Source organism: Agarivorans sp. OAG1 (assembly GCF_037076485.1).
Taxonomy (GTDB): Bacteria; Pseudomonadota; Gammaproteobacteria; order Enterobacterales; family Celerinatantimonadaceae; genus Agarivorans; species Agarivorans albus.
Genome location: NZ_AP028990.1, coordinates 1095392 through 1112354 on the forward strand (window position 1 = coordinate 1095392; position 16963 = coordinate 1112354).

A 16963-nucleotide genomic window follows, 5' to 3' on the forward strand; every position below is an offset into this window, starting at 1 on the left:
GTGGCAGACAGTTAAGCAGTTTGGCCTATTGTCCAAACAAGCCGCTAATAGCAAGCAAGATAGGAGAGTTAAATGGCCTTAACGCCAGCCGAAGTAGTAGAGCAGCATAGCGAATTAAGTGTGGCTCAATTGGCAGAAAAAGCGCAATGCAGCGAAGCAGAAATTGTCCAAGCTCTGCCGGAAGAATGGGCCTGTTGGTTACCTAACGAGCAGCTGCAATGGCTAATGTACGATCTCCCAAGCTGGGGACCTATGACCACCATCATTCAAGTGGCTGGCTCAGTATTTGAAATAAAAGATAACTTTCCTTGTGGTAAACCAGGCCACGGTTATTACAATTTAATGGATAAGCAAAGCCATTTACATGGCCATTTAAAGCTAGACAACATTGCTAGCATTGCCTTAATAAGTAAGCCCTTGCGCGGCACCCAAAGTTACTGTTTTCAGTTCTTTGATGATAATGGCAGCACTATATTTAAGATTTATTTGGGGCGAGATCGCAAACGCGTATTGTTGCCAGAACAAGTAGAACGCTTTGAGTTGCTAAAGCAAAACATGGCACTAACGGAACTAGAGAACCAACAGTAATGATTGATAAAAAAGCACGCTTGGCATCGCGCCTAGGCCCCGAAATAGCAGAGTTTGTAGCTAGCAAGCAGAGTATTTTGATTGCCTCGCTGGGGGAAGATGAATTCCCACATAGCTCTTACTCGCCATTTATTTGTTACCAAGGGGCGTTTTACATTCTAATTAGCGATATTTCCAAGCATGCCGATTACTTGCGCGCTCACAACAAAGCCGCCGTAATGCTAATTGACGACGAAGCCGATACTAAGCAAATTTATGCCCGTAAACGCTTGAGTTACGACGTTATTGCCAAGCAAGTAGACGACGAACCGCGCGAGCAAGTGATTGATTTACTCGAACAGCGCCACGGCGAAATTGTTGGCAACTTACGCCAACTAGCCGACTTTAGCCTGTTTGCTTTAGAACCAATTAAAGGACGTTATGTAAAAGGATTTGGTCAAGCCTTTGATATTAAAGGCTTAGACGATGTCGATTTTGTGCACTTGAAGGAAGGGCATAAAAAGCGGGCTTAATTGCCCGTGGGTTTTACACCCGTTGGGGCTTAGCTGCCCTTGTACGTAAGTACTCTCTCCACACTCAGCGAAAGCTGAAACCTTGGGTCTTATTAGACTGTAGCTGCACTAGTATTGGTGCAGCTTTTTTTATGCCGTTTTGAACCGTCAAGTTAATGAAACTTGGTTTCTCTAAGCCGGCCTACTCGTCCAAACCCGCATTTCAGTGGTGATATTATAGAGCCCTGCATTGAGAGAGTTTGTTTATCCAGTTCTCATTTTATTTAGATTTGTGTAAAACTCCCTACCTTCTTCTGTGATTTGGTACTTACCAATTTCGTCAGGTTTTTGAACTAAGTTATGGAGTATTAGTTGAACCATTACAGAATCAAACAGACTGCTATTTATTCCAAATTCGCTCTTACGTCTGTCTTCCAAATACAATCCTTCTAAAATTCTTTTGTAGTGCTTCTGAGTAGGTTCATCAGCTTCGAAATAGAAGTTAACATTATTACCTTGTTCTTCATCTTCAATACTGTCTACAGCCATAGTCTTATTTGCAGAGTTTTCTAAAATGTATCGGTATAATAGTTTTCCATTTTTAGCCAAGCTATAGTTGGTGCCCATTGGGTTAACGTCTGTATCGACAATGTCATAAACCTTCATTTTGCCAAGAACTTTCTTTAGTGCTTGAATATCATTAACAATTTCATTATCTGGGGATAGGCTTAGTAGTTGAGATTGTAATCCGTCTATGTCTGGCTCATTGTCTAGCATTACATTCACTATATTTTCAGCAACGGATTTCTCTACCAAATTAAGACTCTCATAGAAGTTAATGTAATCAGGCCTCTGTATTGCAGCTTCTGTATTTTTACTTTCAGGCTTATATAAAGCTTCTTCACCTTGAATAGATTCTGCACTTTCACTTTCAATCTTTGGATCATACACTTGACTTGTAATTGGCTGTAGTACGTTGTGACCATTTTCAAGCTCTTCTACTTTTTTCTCTAAGCTCATGATTGTGTTGAGGAGATCTTGCTGAGAGTCAGCTGCATCTTCTCTTTCACTTAGCTTGTCTTTCAATGCCTTATCAATCTGTCCTTGGAGTTCTTCAATTTCTATACGGTGCTTTACGATTAGCTCTCGGTTTTCCAACTTCAATTGCTCAGTCAACAGCATGATTTTTTCTTTATCTTCAGCATCAATCAGTTCAGATTTTTGTAGTGTTTTCTTTTTGTTGTTCAGGTCTATTTGTTTGTTATAGCTATATTCAAATACTCTATGGGAAAACCAAGGAAACACATAAATATAGAAAACCGTAGTCAATATCGGTAGAGCGTATAGGCATACCCAGTAGTTTGTAAGCCACGATAACCAATCAACTGATAAGAATGGTTGAGAGTAAAAAGAATCCATCTCCCGTACCTTATCTTTATAGCTAGTATCGGAGAAGAACAGCATTAGTATTCTGAAGTTCCACAGAGTTAAGGATACAGCCAACGCGCCAAGCAATGGACTTGCAGTCCTGTCATAAAGGTAAGCTTTTATAGAGGTGTAAATATCTGAGACCAAAGCGCTATCCAGCTAATAGAGTGGTTTGTCAACTAATATACAGACAAACAGTAGCTTAATGAATAGAAAAGTACATGCGTATTGCTAACCATCACAAATGATTGATCTATATGATTCAACTGTGTTTTTATCTATCCAATATTATTGGTAATGAATATTAACCTTAAGTTCGTTTTAACAGTAAGGCTTTGCGAACTAAGCAAATGGTAAGTTTGGCTAGAGGTAAAGGAGACTCCGATTTTTAAGCTATCATGCCAAAGTACAAACCAAGTCACTCCACCTAAGGAATCAAGATGATCTTTACTACTACAGAATCAATAGCCGGCAAACCTACTAGCGAAGTATTAGGCGTGGTGACTGGCAGCGTGGTGCAGTCTAAACATATTGGGCGCGATATTATGGCGGGTTTTAAGAGCATAGTTGGCGGCGAAATTCGCGGTTATACCGAGATGTTAAGCGAAGCGCGTGATGTGGCGATTCAACGCATGGTGGAGAGTGCCAAAAACAAAGGTGCTGACGCGGTGGTGGGGATCCGTTTTACTACCAGTGCAATTATGGATGGCTCTTCAGAAATAATGGTGTTTGGCACTGCCGTTAAGTTAAGCCAATAAAGGCCGAGGGCTCGGCCTTTATTGGTTTTTAATTACGAGTTAAACACTGCCACTTTTGCCGGGAGTTTTACTACATCGCGGCGAGTAAATACTCCTAATAAAGTAGGGATAATCACCAAGGTTACGCCTGTGGCAAATAGCTCGCCAAATACCAATGATACGGCGGCTGGTTTTAGGTATTGCGCTTGTTCGGCGCTTTCTAACAATAAGGGGAGCAGGCCACACACGGTAGTTATGGTGGTTAAAAATATTGCCCTTAAGCGACTAGTGCCGGCTTTAATTAATGCTTGTTTTAAAGGCATGCCAGCGCGGTAATATTGGTTGAAGCGGGTAATTAGCACCAGTGAATCGTTAATCACGATTCCGGTCATGGCCATCATGCCAAACATCGACAAAATGCTTAAGGGCAAGTCCATAATGCCGTGGCCAAATATGGCGCCAGCAAAACCAAAAGGGATAACTGCCATAATGATGAGCGGCTGCCAATAAGACTTTAAAGGCACCGCCAACAAAATGTAGATTAACAGCAGGGTCATGATCATGGCCGATTTAAAACCTGCTTGTACCTCGCCTAGTTCTTCAAACTCGCCATCGGGGTTTATGCTTACCCCTGGGTAGCGTTGTTCAATGTCTTTAAAAATGGGTTGTAGTTTGGCTAGTACCTCTTCGGGTGATTGAACGCCGCGGTCTTGGCGCCAGTATAGATTAACCACTTGTTCTTGATTGCGTCGATAGAGCACTTCTGCGTGTTGCTCAAAACGCAGCTTAGCCACGTCGCCCAGCATTAATGATTCGCCATTTTCTAAAAATATCGGCGTGGCGAGAAGCTGTTGGGTAGTGGTTTTTTGGCTGTGGTTATAACGCACGATAACTTTGGTTTCTTGGCCTTGTTGCAATAAACGGTGGATTTCGCGCTCGCCAAAGGCGCCGCCGGCAAATAGTGCTAGTTGTCGTTGAGTTAAGCCTAGCTGGCGGCCAAAGTCGTTTAGCTCTATGCGCAATTGCTGGCTACCGCCACGTGCATCGTGGCGCACATCTTGCGCGCCAGCTAGGCGACTAACTTGTTCGCTTAGTGCGGTAGCGGCTAATACTGCAAGTTGGCGATCTTCTGCGCTAATGGCTAGGCTGGTGCCGCCCGCTGGTTCGTCGTCGGCGGTAAACTCACTGGAGTAAGCCCCTTCTATGCTGCCGTTCAGTTCGCGCCACTGATTAAGTAATAAGTTGTTTGGCAAATTGCTAAGCGCTTCATTACTAATCTCTAAGGTGGCTTCTATCGAACCGTAACCGTCTGACCAAATGAGGAGGTTGCTAATGGGCTGTTGCTGTAACTGATATTGCTCTTGAACTTGCTGGTTTAGTTGCAGTGCGCTTTGTTCTAACTTAAACAAGGTTTTTTGTTGCAGGGGCAGTGGTGCGCCGTCTTCCAAACTTACGTTGGCACTAATATAGCGGCCGGGAATTTCTGGGAAAATAGCACTACGAATAAGCCCTGTAGACCAAAAGCCGTAAGCTAAAAGCACTAAGGCAAAAAAGCCAATAAGGGTAGCGGTTTTGTTATCGATGGCTTTGCTCAATATGGGGCTATAGATTTTTTGGCTAAAGCGATTGAGCCCAGCTTGAGCCAGCTGTTGTACTCGGCGAAACCACGATGCCGATTGCTTATTGGCTGTTGAGGGGTAGCGAATTGCCGCTAAATGGGCCGGCAAAATCAATTTACTTTCGATTAGGGAAAAGATCAGCGCAAAAATAACTACCGCTGAAAAACTAGCGAGTAATTTGGCTAGCTCGTTATCTATCCATAACATGGGCGAAAACGCAGCAATGGTGGTAAGTGCGCCAAATACCGTAGCAACAGAGACCGACTCTAAGCCGCGCCATGTAGCCTTTAGAGCTTGCTTACTTTTACTGCGTTGTTCGTGAATACTTTCGCCCACCACTACGGCGTCGTCGACTAAAATTCCTAATACCAAGATAATGCCAAATAGGGTGATGTCGTTAATGCTGTAATTCATAAAACCCATGGCGGCAAAGGTACCCGCGATAGCAACTGGAATGCCCATGGCTACCCAAACTGCCACTTTTAGCTCTAAGAATATGCCCAACAGAATTAACACAATTAGCAAACCTTGCCAGGCGTTGTCTGCTAAACGGCTGAGTTGGTCTTCAATATAGGGCGCCATGTCGGCCATGGTGGATAGGCTTACATCATTGGGTAAACGCTCTGTTTGTTGGGCAAGTACCTGTTTAACCGCTTGGCTTACTTCGAGTAAGTTGTCTTGTTGGCTGGTGCTGATGAGCAGAGCAATGGCTGACTCGCCATTGTTGCGTACAATTGAACCGCTGGCTTCGTAATCGCGATAAACATGGGCTAAATCACCCAGGGTTACGCTGCCGGTTGGGCTAGATAAAATGCCTAGCTGCTTGAGCTCTTGCAGGTTGTCGGCGTAGCCATCGCCGCGCAACACCATGCGGCCGCGGGCGCTTTTTAGTTCACCGCTGCGGGTTTCTATCGACATTTGTTCAATGCGTGCCGACAGTTCTTCTAAGCTCAGCCGGTAGTTTTTAAGCTGTTCTAATTTGGGCTCAATAACAATTAAGGGCATACGCGCGCCCCAATTGCTAACTTTGGCTATTTTGGGGTGTTTCTTCAGGGCTAACTCTACTTGGCGAGCAATCGGCTGCAATTGTTGGTCGGGCCGAGGGGCGGAGATAATTACAAATGCTGCAAGGTTGGTGTATTCATCACGGCTTATTTGCGGGCTTTCTGCCTGTACCGGAAAGTTAGCAATGGCATTGACCCGATTGCGAACATCTTCTATTAAACGGTTTAAATCGGTACCAGAGGTTTTACGTACTCTTACTTGAGAAAAACCGGCTGAAGATTCGCTCACTATTTGTTTTATGCCAGTTAAATCACCAATGGCTTGCTCGATACGCTGGGTAACGCTTTGGTCAATTTGTTCGGCGGTTCCACCGGGATAGGCAACGCTAATAACCAAACTCGACGGCGCAATTTGAGGAAAGGATTCAACCCTTAAATGGCTAAGCGAGAGCATACCCGCCACAATAATTGCCAGCATAAGGAGGTTTGCCGCGACGCTATTATGCAAAAACCAATGGCTTAGCTGTCTCATATTTGGCTCTCCTGCACAAAGCTTGGCTTAACGCGTAATCCCGGTAGTAATGAGGGCAGGGGATAAACGACTACGCTGCGAGTTTGCTCCGGCTGATTGACAAACTTTAACCATACTGTGCTTTCGTTTTCATCCAGAATGGTCACTTGCTCAAGCTGTAATTGTTGCATGCTGTCGATGGTCCATACTTCGCCATCTTTGGTTAATGCGCTCATTGGTAGTTTGGCCACCGCAGATTGCACACTTAAACTGACTTGAATGTTTACTTGTTGCTCGGGCAATAGCCGAGGTTTGCTTTGATAGGGCTTAGCCACACTTAACACCACTTGCCGTTGGCGAGTGGTGGCATCTACTTGTGGCGCAATATAACGCACGCTGGCGGGCCAAGTTTTATTTTGGCGGTCGATAACGGTAATTTGTGGCTCGGCTAAGCTGGCTTGAATCCGCGACCAGTGCAGCTCTGAAACTGGTAAGGTAATGTCGATGCTTTCGCTTGAGGCTATATCAAACAGTGGATCACCCACATCTAGTTGCTGCTTAGGGCTAACGTAGCTATTGATGATGATGGCGTTAAACGGCGCGTCTACTTGGCTATCGCGCAGGCGTTGCTGAATACTTTGGTAGCTGCCTTTGGCTTGGGCCAGCTCTGCTTTGGCTGCCGCCAATTGAGGTTCGCGTCGAGCAAAGGCCGAACTGGCGGTATTAGACAACATACTAAGCGCAACGGTTTGTTCGTGCTTTTCTCGCTGGTAGTTAAGTTCGGCTAGCTTTATTTGGCTGAAGGCAGCGCTAAGCTCGGCTTGCAAATGAATGGGGTCGACTTTAAGCAACAGTTGTTGTTTAGAGACTAAACTGCCGGGGGTAAACTGCTCATCAAAGTTAATAATTTGGCCACTGCTTTGGGCTTTAATTTGGTTAAACCAACGGGCTTTGGTAATGCCGCTTAATAACAGTTTGGGTTGATAATTAGTGGGGCTTACCACTACCGCGCTAAGTGGTAGATAATCAACCTTCGCGGGAGCATCTTCTATTGCTTGCGGCTCTAAAATTACAATGGTGGCTAACGAGAGTGCTAATAAGCCTATCGCCATTAAGATGGGTTTAATCGCCAGTTTTTTCACAAAAGCTCCTTGGCATCTATTGTTGAAACGGGGCTTAATCGCTTAATAATTTACAATGCACAAAGTATAAAATTGCTCGCGGTAAGTACTGTCGCGACTTGCTGGCGATTTTGTATTTTTGGAATTGACATACACTGACAAAGGCATCTGGATGGAATTGTTCAAAGATTGTTTCTGTGCAAGTACAGCGGTGTGTGTTTGCGCCATTGTGCGGCCTAGCTGAGTTGTTGCTCTAGGGTAAATAGGCTAGATAGGGTATGTTGGCAAGCGCCTGTTTGTTTGAGTAAGTGCTTGTAAGTGCGTGCTTGTAAGTGGATGTGCGGTCTAGTCAAAATTTTGTGTTAAGGAGAGGGAATGTCGAATACCAAGCAATTGTCTTTGTTTGTTGATGTTGTACAGCAAGGCTCATTTGTTAAAGCTGCTGCCTTGCACAATATGGATAATTCTTTGCTCTCTAAGCAGATTAAAAAGTTAGAAACTGAACTTGGCGTGCAGCTACTTAATCGCTCTACCCGTTCCTTTTCCTTAACTCCAGCTGGTGAAGAGATTTTCGATAAAGCCTTGCAGTTGTTAGATACCTTGGGCGACATTCAGATTATTGCTGACTCTTACCAACTGGAGCCTAAGGGCACCTTAAGAATTGTCGCGCCAATATTTTTTGGCCAGCAATACTTACAACCCGTGGTCTCGCAGTTTATGAAGCAATACCCACAGGTAAAAATTAGCATGGTATTGGAAGATCGCCGCTCAGACATAATTGCCGACCATTATGATTTAGCATTTCGCATTGGTAAGTTAAATGCGTCTAACTTGATTGCAAAAAAATTAGCGAATACTCACTTTGCTTTGGTTGCTTCTAAAAGCTTTGTTAAGCAGCACGGTATGCCCGAAACACCAGAACAATTATTGGCGTTACCCGCCGTTGTCTATAGCAATGGCGAGCGGGTGCTCGATCATATTAAGCTAGGCGAAACCCCACATGGTGAACCCAACCAAAGCTATCGCATGCATGGCAATTATAAAGTGAGTGATGTTAGAGCCTTAATGGGCGCGGTGTGTGATGGTTTAGGCTACAGCATGATTGACTTGTTTAATCTTGAGTGTTCAGCAGAGCAGCTTGGCTTAGTGCCACTGCTTACCAACTACCAAATTTCTACCATGGATACTGGCATTTATGCGGTGTATCCACATCGCAAGCAAACGGTGTTAGTGAAAGAGTTTATTGGTGCTGTACAGCAATATATTGGTACTCCACCATTTTGGCTTGAGCACTTACCCAACTACCAACAGCTATATAAATAAGCCAAACTATCTCACCAGAAACATGAAGCTAGATTAAGTACTGGCCTGCAGAGTTATGGTCACTTACTTATCCCAAGTTTAGGTTAGATAGCAACAAAAAAGAGCAAGCATTGCTGCTTACTCTTTGATAGATAACGCCGGTTACTTATTTAACTAAACCGATACTTTAAAGCGGCTAAGTAGCTGGTTTAATTGTTCCGCTTTCTCTATTGCTAATTGTGCTGCAGCTAAAGAGTCACTAGAGTTTTCCAAGTTAATGCGGGTTTTATCGGCTAGCTCTGTAAGGTTGCGGTCAATGTCTTCGGTTACATGGCTTTGCTCTTCGGTTGAGGTGGCGGTTGAGACCGAAACCTCGCTCACCTTAGAAGTAGACTCTAAGATCTGATTAAGCGCTTCTAAGGTTTGTCCGGCTAAATCAACGGTGCCTTCGGCAACTGTGGAGCCTTTATTAATAGCATCTACTGCTTGGGTTACACCGCTTTGTAGCGCTTCAATCATTTTTTGAATATCTTCGGTAGATTGTTGCGTTTTGCTAGCAAGGCTTCTTACTTCATCGGCTACCACGGCAAATCCGCGGCCTTGTTCGCCAGCTCGCGCAGCTTCAATGGCGGCGTTTAAAGCGAGTAAGTTGGTTTGCTCGGCAATCCCGCGAATAACATCTAATACTGAGGCGATGCGGTCGGAGTCTTGCGATAAGTTCTCAACTACATTGGCCGCTTCTTGAACGGTGTTTGAGAGTAAATTAATGTGTTCTACCGATTCTTTGGTAACGTTTTGTCCTTGCTCGGTTTGGCTATTCACCGTGTTGATTTCTTCGGCAGCGTGGTTGGCATTATTGGCCACTTCTCTAATGGCCGCTGCCATTTGCGTCACCGCTGTAGCAATCATTTCTACCGATTGGTTTTGCTCTTTACTTACCTCGGTTGTTTGCTCAGATTTTTGTGCAATGCCAGCGATAGACTGGTTAAGCTCCACCGAGAATTTGTTTACGTTGCCAATTAGGCCCTCTAGCAAATCTACAAATTGGTTAAAGCTGGTGGCTAGCTCGCCTATTTCATCATTACGTTGTACTTCTAGGCGCTGAGTTAAGTCGCCATCTCCTTGAGAAATGTCATTAATTCGGGCGGTAATACGAGTAATTGAATCAACTAGAATTTTAGGTCCAAAGTAAGCCAACAAAATAGACAGGACTACAGCAATGCTCGCCACAACTGCGAGCATACTTAGTTGACTGGTCACGTCGGCAGAAGATTCCTGCTCGATATCATCGGCCAGTTTTTCGGCGGCTTCAGTCGCGATATCGTAAAGCTCTCGGAGGCTTTCAAAACTTTGCACACTTTGGTTCGCACTTAACTCAATGGCTTGTTTTCTTTTACCGCTTTTAACCAAGGCAAATACTTCGGTACTCGGTTTTTTCCATTGATTAAATCTTTGCTCAAAGCTTTGCAAGCTTTGGGTGGCTTCGGGGTAGTCGCTTAACAGCTCTTTAAATTTTTGCATGCGCTGATGCGCTTGCTCGGCATTTTCCTGGTAATCGTCCATTAAGCCGGCTAGCGCTGAGCTTGGAGCCTCTAGTGCTTCTAGTTCGGCAACTCTGGCTTGGTAAAGGTCTCGGTCGGCATTTAGTACCGCCGCAAGGGCGGGTAAGATGTTTTCTTCTACGGTGAGTAAACTGCTATAGGTACTTTTACCAACATTGAAGCCAATCAGCGATACCAAAATTAATAACAAAGCATTCACAGCAAAAATTACCGAATACTTAAATCTCAAACTCTTAACATTCATCGTTACCGTCCGTATCAAACAACTTATTGATAATTAACTTATATAAAACAAAGCCATATAGGCTAAGTTATAAGTTCTAATTGTAGGCAAACAAAGTGAATTTTGTATGGATGTTAATTTTTTTTACATTTTTGAGTGTAGCTTTAGATTTCTTGATGTTTTCCGGCTTAGTTGATCATACATAATGACTAGGGTCTGTTGATCTTTGCTGATGGTTTTTGCAGCAATTTATTAGCCATTTAGGCAAGGCAGTGAGTGTGAATTTAAGTGGGCTTAATAATCACTCGCTAACGCTGAATAAATGGCTAAGAAATGCTGCCCGAAGGGTTCGGATAAGCGGACTTTACTCTTTGTTAAGCACTTTTTGCTTAGCCCACTAGGCTTCTAAGTGCTCGCCGCGATTAAAGCCCGCTTATCTCGAACAAAATTTCAACACCAAAGTTCAACAGACCCTAGAGAGCTTGAAGGACGTTCAGACAAACCACCGCCTTAACAGCGTTTAGTGCATTTTATTGGCCAGCAGTTCTTGTATGGCCAAGGGTAAATACCCGCGTAATCGCTGGCTAATTGTGTCTTGATGTTTCTGCCAGAGAATCCCCAGGTAGACCATCGCTAATCCAATCAGCGTTAGCGAAATTGGAAATAGCCAACTGTCTTTAAATACTTGGTCGGCAAGGTGGTAAAAATAGTAAAAGCAGCCCATGGCAGCAAAAACCACAAATACGCGGCGGGCCAGAATAACCCCAGCCAGCATCATGGCTAGGTTAGTGAGAAAGTACAAAAACTTTGCCCACTCACTATTGGATTGTTGGAAGCTTAAGCCACACCAAAATGTGAGTACGCCAAAGATATATAACCAAAATGCGAAATCGGCGCTGTGACGACTGCGTAGATCAACCCAAAAGGCCAGCAAAATCATGGCTAAACCAAAATATAGTGAAACTAAACTTCGTAACTGAAAATCGGGTCGTTCACCAGCTAACATGGCGGCGATGTCCATGCTCATATACCAAAGGGTAACGGCCAACGGCATTAACATAAAGGGATAACGGTAGCGCCAGCATAGAATTAAACCAACGATTAGGGTGGCGATTTCCATATATAGCCAATGCCATTGAATATAGCGGTGATAGTCGTGATATTGGCTAGAGCTAGGCCACCAACCCATCGCTTGTTGCAAGCCATATACCGCCAGAGGTGTAAGGCAAATAACAAAAGTGGCAGATAAGCCGGCAGGAATAATATGACCTTGCCGTTTAAAACGTTGGCAAAGAAGTAGTGCCAGTACCGCATATACTAGGCTAATGCTAACGATGCCCCAGCCTCCAAAACCTTCCCACGCTAAGTTCATAAACAGGGTCATAGCGCCAATGGCGATTAATCCACCAAAGTAATAAAGTAAATGACTAAAGTTGAATTGAGCCGTAGTGCTTGATGGCAACTCTAAGAAGCTGAGCAAGTTTTCTGCTTGTTGCTGGCTGATGATATTAGCGTCAACGGCTTGTTGTAATTTACGCGGGGTAATTTGAGTCATTAGTGAGTCCTATTACGAGATTTCATCAGCTTGCCATTGTTTTCTGAGGAAAACTAAGTCATTTGTCAAAAATATCTACCCTAGGCTAACTTGACAGATAAGCCTTGCTGTCGCTTTACTTACTTATCCCAAATGTGACGGACATAATTAGCCTATGGCACTTAAGTTTTTGATAGCCATAATTATTTTTAGCTGTAGCAGCTGTTTGAGCGCAAAGCATTCAGGCGAGTTCTATCGTTTTTATGCCTTGAATTCTAAACCTGCTGGCTTTAAAGAAGGCGCTGAGCCGAAAGGCTATTATGTCGATATACTTAAGCTTGTTGCTCAGCGCTTAAAGTTAGATGATGCTGAAGTGAATGTGGTTCCTTATCCACGAATTGTTAATGAGCTGCTGCATAACGAACAAGGAGTGGTTATTTCTTGCTTGTTTCCTAACAAAAAGTTTGACCAATCGATTCACCAGCCAATTGCTGTAGCCAGTTTTCAAACAGCAGTGGTCAGCCTCGCGGATAAGCCATTTACCTGGGATAACTTTGAGGGTAAAAGGGTGGCCTCGTTAAGGGGAGCTAGCAAGGTTTATGGGTTAAAGTTGTATGATGCAGCAGAGCAGGGACAAGTGACTATATTGTCGGCGCAAACATACTCACAGGCACTTAAGTTGTTAGAAGCAGGGAGAATAGATGGCTTTGCGGGGAATCTTGGGATCATTTCGAATCTAGCACAAGAGATGGAAATAGAGCTTGCTCAGCCCGCTTATTTAACGTCTACGAAATCATACATCACTATTTCTATCGCCCCGAATACAGCCAATGCTGAGCAAATTTTGCAAGACATTGAACTGAGCGTACAGCAGCTTCTCGAGAATGGCGAAATTCAAGATATTGTAGAGAGTTACCTACCTAAAGCGATTCAAGAACGCTAGCACTAAGCCTTATATTCTAGCGCTTGCATTGATTTAAAACCCGCCCCTTACTTTTAGCTTGTGGCATAGCGACTACACTTAAATGACATTTGCATGATAGTGATAGCGGGGATGGCTTATGACGCGAGCTTGCTTATGGATAACACTGAGCTATTGCAGCTTAAGTTCAGCTTTAGTCGCTGAAGAGTTATGGGTGGGGAAAGTGTGTCCTGTTACCTACCAACAGCAAACGCTAGGCGTATTGGTCTTTTCTGAAGCTTGGTATCACAGCAGTCGCCAGCAAGCGTCTTATATTCCGCGAGATAATGCCACTGGGGTGGGGCTAGAAATTCACCTATTTGCTAATCGCTTAGGCGAGTTAGAGTTAGCCAACCAAGCCCAGTGTAACCAATATCGCATGTTACAAATTCGCACCACCAATCGACGTTTATTAGGTGATGAACGCAGGGCACAAATTGATGCGCCAGCAAGCTTTGTAGAGCCTTTTTACGATGCCTTTCCCTTAGAACACGGCGCTGGCGTACATCAAACCCCAGCCGATACGCTCGATAAGCCATGGAGTGAACCTCCTACGAGAGCGTCTACCTTAGCCATTTACGACACCCCGTTTGTCTCTGATGCTTTGGGAAAAGAGGGCCAAGATATAATGGTGGAGTTTGAAACCTGCGTGGTGTGCCAACGAGACCAAAGCTACGACACCATTTTGTCTTGTGGCCGCTGGGGTTATAGCCGCGAATATTTGGACGAAAATACCGGTTGGGCCGAGCCCGAATTTCATGGCACCGAATGCTTAAATAGCCCGAGTCCTCACTATCAAGAAACAGTGAGTTTGTCTGAAGAGTTTCCTTATAGTTATTGGCTAGATTGGCGTTAAGTTAAATCGGGGTATTTACGTTTGTAACGTGGCAGCATGCTTTGATTACCCAATAAACCACCTTGGTGAATATATAAGGTCGGGGTTTCATCCGTTTGTTCTTCAAGAAAGCGCATTAAACATTGCCAGCCAATAGGGTCGTAGAGAAGCTCAAACTCAAGCTTAGTTTGCTGCTTAAGCGCTAGCCAAGTTTGGTAGTGTTCGCGATATAACTTACCAAAGTGATACTTCTGGGTACGCGGTAGAATAATTGGGTGAGTGGCGGTATTACTATTGAGCTGGGTAAATTGCAGGCTTAAGTAGTCTTCATCTCCTACACAGGCGCAGCTATACACTTTTATGCAGGGATTCATTTGGCTAAAGTATTCACTCAAAAATAATGCCGTGGTGCCGGTGCCGGCTGGCAGCATTATGTTTAAACGGCCAATTTGGTTTTGATGCTGCCATTGTTCAATTTCTTCCGCTAGTGTGACCACCCCTTCGCGTGCATATTCACAGCGGCCACCTTCAGGGACAAATAATTGTTGCGGCGATAAGCTTGGCTTAACGATGGTTTGCATAAAGCTGTCTAAGTTAGCTTGCTGCTGACGATGTAAACTACTTACCTCAATGATCCGTGCCCCTAGCTCTAGCGCTGCTTGATAGTTGCCACAAGGATTTTGTTTTAGCCAGCTGGGGATATGATCAACGTAGAATTCGCATTTCCATTGCTTAAGTTGCGCTAACGCAGCTAAAGAATACAGCGAGTTAGCTTGCGCAGATCCACTTCCTACTAGCGTGCTTACGCCCGGTTGCGGGTGATTTAAGAAGTGGTAGAACTTACGTGCTTTGTTGCCAGAAAACTGCGGGTGCAGCAAATCATCTCGCTTTACGTAGATTTTCTTACGCTGAAAATGTACCAACTGTACCGGAGATGGTTTAAACAACAGGCAACCAAATGTGATGAGTCTGTGGTGATTAGTTTACGTTGACTTGATTCAGTGGCAAAGCAATTTAATGATTGTGAGCCAACAACTTGGGCGACTGCTTATTATTTCATTCAATTGTGAAAATTTGGTGACAAAAAATAATGAGCAAAAAGATCTATCATAATTTTTTGCGATCCTCTTTAGATCTTACGCGCAGCCCAGCGTTGGCGGGGGAGATTAGATTTATGTGGATGACAAGACTTAGTTAACAAATAAAAATAGAAGCCTTAGTTGATTTTTTACTTGTCAATGAGAGTAACAACTGCCTATATCCGTCAGCGCAATATATTTCACTGAAATAAGCAGAATAATCCAAACAGCTTTTCCCACAGAAACAGTGCACAAAGCTGTGGATAAAATTCTCTACCCGGTGAAGTTAGTGGCTTGCAGCGGATCGGCTTTTAGCGTCAATAATGTCACCTAAAATTAGTAAAAAATTCTTTTTTACTGCTTCTTTGTTTCGTGGCGTTGACATTTTTCTGTTAGTTAAAATAAATACAAAAATAGAACGTTTCATGAGCCTTGTTTTAAGAATGTAATGGCTAAAAAACTAAGCCTATATTGACCTATATCGCAAATATGTAAGCTAAGCTACTGATAGTGCTGTACTAGTCTAAGTGCGTTTTTTCGCAGGAATGTTCAATAATTGTCACTTTTATGCTGTTAGCGTAAGCAAGCTGATCGATATCACAGCAGCTTGTTTAAGAGACAAGCACTGTAAAACGGTCGTAACTCAATAGCATATTGTGTTTTTTCTCAATCTAAGGCATTTCGATTTTCTAGATGATTTGGTTGCGTAGAACGATTAAATGTTAATAACTTGCGCTTATGTGAATAAGTTTGGCGATAATCAAGAGTAAAGCGCTAAATTTTGCTTAGCTGTAGGTAATTCATACTAAGGATCTTTGGCTGATTATCTGATCTGTTTTGTTGCTTATGCTAATTGCTATTTGTGCGCCCGAAGATGTCGCTAATTTGCGTACTAAGGTAAAGTGAGCCTTTACGGAGGTGCAATGAAACAAGTTGATCAATTACTAGCTCAAGGGCTAAACAAACAACAAGTCTACGAACATGCAGAGCAGCAGCAGTGGAATCTGCGAAAAGTAACTAAAGCCTTGGCGTCTATTCCAGAGCCCGGTACTTTGCAGCAATATTCCAAGCAGAAAGCGTTTTTGTTGGCAGTATTGCAGTTTATGGTGCTGAGCAAATTGGTGTTTGGCCTAATGGCTGCAGAACAAGTGAGTGCCCAGTTGTTAATGGCCTTATTGATGCCGGCCTTAGTTCCCTTGTTAATTATCTTTATGATTTACAAAAATGCTGCCAATGGCTATTTACTGCTGATGGTGTTTTCAGGCTATTCGATCTATCAAAGCTTGCCTTACATTTTTCAGCTAGAAGGGCTCATAAATGTAGCCTTAAGTGCACTGTTTGCCAGTTTTACTTATTACCTTAAAAAGCGTTTGTTTCCTTTCCAGAATCTATTTCATACTGCAATTACTGGCCGAGGGCACTATATTTATCAGCAAGTGGAAAAATCCGATAACGCCGATAACTAATTAGAGAGGCTTAGTGCTTAAACGCTTAGAACTGCTGGTTCCTCCCCCCCTTTGGCTATTGTTATGTGTAGCTATAGCTTACGGTTTGGCGCAGTTAAGTATGCAGTGGAGTTGGCTAATACTGCCATTGGGCTTGGTAAAGCTGCAGTGGCCTTTGGTGTTTTTGGCGGCCTTTATCGCAGTAACTAGCCTGATTGGTTTTGCTCGAAAACACACAACTATCAATCCTCATCATCCGGAACGTAGTAAGCATTTAGTTGTGGAAGGGCTATATCGTTATAGCCGTAATCCAATGTATTTAAGTTTGCTGCTACTGTTAACGGCCTGGTGTTTGCATTTGCAGGCGGGTTTAAGCTTATTAAGCTGCGTAGTGTTTGTGCTGCTTATCAATCGTTTACAAATAAAGCCTGAAGAAAAGCTACTTACGCAGCAATTTAATGAACAATACCTGCAATATTGCCGCAATGTTCGACGTTGGCTTTAGCAAAAGTGCAGGTTTTTT

General features: G+C 43.6%; 14 protein-coding genes. 8 read left to right on the forward strand and 6 right to left on the reverse strand.

The window, feature by feature from the left end; all coding sequences use genetic code 11:
• Positions 1–72: 72 nt before the first annotated feature.
• Together hutX and OAG1_RS05110 are read left to right on the forward strand one after the other, a co-directional pair.
• Positions 73–588, forward strand: coding sequence for a heme utilization cystosolic carrier protein HutX (gene hutX, locus OAG1_RS05105; RefSeq protein ID WP_220718739.1), 516 nt, complete (start codon positions 73–75; stop codon positions 586–588).
• On the forward strand, positions 588–1100 hold the full coding sequence (locus tag OAG1_RS05110) for a pyridoxamine 5'-phosphate oxidase family protein (RefSeq protein WP_221074535.1): 513 nt from the start codon (positions 588–590) through the stop codon (positions 1098–1100). Before hutX ends, OAG1_RS05110 begins: the two co-directional genes overlap by 1 nt.
• Positions 1101–1343: 243 nt before the next feature.
• Here OAG1_RS05110 and OAG1_RS05115 read toward each other — a convergent pair whose 3' ends face one another.
• Positions 1344–2498 (reverse strand): hypothetical protein, encoded by a 1155-nt coding sequence (locus OAG1_RS05115; RefSeq protein ID WP_338624540.1) that lies wholly within the window; start codon positions 2496–2498, stop codon positions 1344–1346.
• Positions 2499–2947: 449 nt separating this feature from the next.
• Between OAG1_RS05115 and OAG1_RS05120 the strand changes: the two genes are divergently transcribed.
• Positions 2948–3265, forward strand: a complete 318-nt coding sequence (locus OAG1_RS05120; protein ID WP_221074530.1) for a heavy metal-binding domain-containing protein — start codon at positions 2948–2950, stop codon at positions 3263–3265.
• A 32-nt stretch (positions 3266–3297) separates the two neighbouring features.
• Here OAG1_RS05120 and OAG1_RS05125 read toward each other — a convergent pair whose 3' ends face one another.
• Together OAG1_RS05125 and OAG1_RS05130 are read right to left on the reverse strand one after the other, a co-directional pair.
• Positions 3298–6399, reverse strand: a complete 3102-nt coding sequence (locus OAG1_RS05125; RefSeq protein ID WP_338624544.1) for an efflux RND transporter permease subunit — start codon at positions 6397–6399, stop codon at positions 3298–3300.
• Positions 6396–7520: an efflux RND transporter periplasmic adaptor subunit gene (locus OAG1_RS05130; protein WP_338624546.1), complete on the reverse strand. Its 1125-nt coding sequence runs from the start codon at positions 7518–7520 to the stop codon at positions 6396–6398. The genes OAG1_RS05125 and OAG1_RS05130 overlap by 4 nt, the downstream gene beginning before the upstream one ends.
• Positions 7521–7874: 354 nt before the next feature.
• Here OAG1_RS05130 and OAG1_RS05135 point away from each other — a divergent pair, with 354 nt between their 5' ends.
• Positions 7875–8822 carry a LysR family transcriptional regulator gene (locus OAG1_RS05135; RefSeq protein ID WP_338624549.1) on the forward strand — a complete coding sequence of 316 codons (948 nt, stop codon included), beginning with the start codon at positions 7875–7877 and terminating at the stop codon, positions 8820–8822.
• Between the two features lie 153 nt (positions 8823–8975).
• On the opposite strand, the gene OAG1_RS05140 is transcribed toward OAG1_RS05135, so the two are convergent.
• Both OAG1_RS05140 and OAG1_RS05145 read right to left on the reverse strand, forming a co-directional pair.
• Positions 8976–10607: a methyl-accepting chemotaxis protein gene (locus OAG1_RS05140; RefSeq protein ID WP_338624552.1), complete on the reverse strand. Its 1632-nt coding sequence runs from the start codon at positions 10605–10607 to the stop codon at positions 8976–8978.
• 499 nt (positions 10608–11106) lie between these two features.
• Complete coding sequence (locus tag OAG1_RS05145) at positions 11107–12141, reverse strand: DUF2157 domain-containing protein (protein WP_338624554.1); 1035 nt, start codon at positions 12139–12141, stop codon at positions 11107–11109.
• A gap of 205 nt (positions 12142–12346) precedes the next feature.
• On the opposite strand from OAG1_RS05145, the gene OAG1_RS05150 reads away from it, so the two are divergent.
• A complete protein-coding gene (locus tag OAG1_RS05150) occupies positions 12347–13063 on the forward strand; it encodes a transporter substrate-binding domain-containing protein (protein WP_338624556.1) in 717 nt (238 codons plus the stop codon).
• Between the two features lie 118 nt (positions 13064–13181).
• Complete coding sequence (locus OAG1_RS05155; RefSeq protein WP_338624558.1) at positions 13182–13937, forward strand: hypothetical protein; 756 nt, start codon at positions 13182–13184, stop codon at positions 13935–13937.
• Here the strand turns inward: OAG1_RS05155 and OAG1_RS05160 are convergent.
• On the reverse strand, positions 13934–14863 hold the full coding sequence (locus OAG1_RS05160; protein ID WP_338624560.1) for a pyridoxal-phosphate dependent enzyme: 930 nt from the start codon (positions 14861–14863) through the stop codon (positions 13934–13936). The genes OAG1_RS05155 and OAG1_RS05160 overlap by 4 nt on opposite strands.
• A 1055-nt stretch (positions 14864–15918) precedes the next feature.
• Here OAG1_RS05160 and OAG1_RS05165 point away from each other — a divergent pair.
• Both OAG1_RS05165 and OAG1_RS05170 read left to right on the forward strand, forming a co-directional pair.
• Positions 15919–16461, forward strand: a complete 543-nt coding sequence (locus OAG1_RS05165; protein WP_338624562.1) for a hypothetical protein — start codon at positions 15919–15921, stop codon at positions 16459–16461.
• Positions 16462–16474: 13 nt separating this feature from the next.
• Entirely contained in the window at positions 16475–16945 is a 471-nt protein-coding gene (locus OAG1_RS05170) for an isoprenylcysteine carboxylmethyltransferase family protein (RefSeq protein WP_338624564.1), read from the forward strand.
• The last annotated feature ends 18 nt before the right edge of the window (positions 16946–16963 follow it).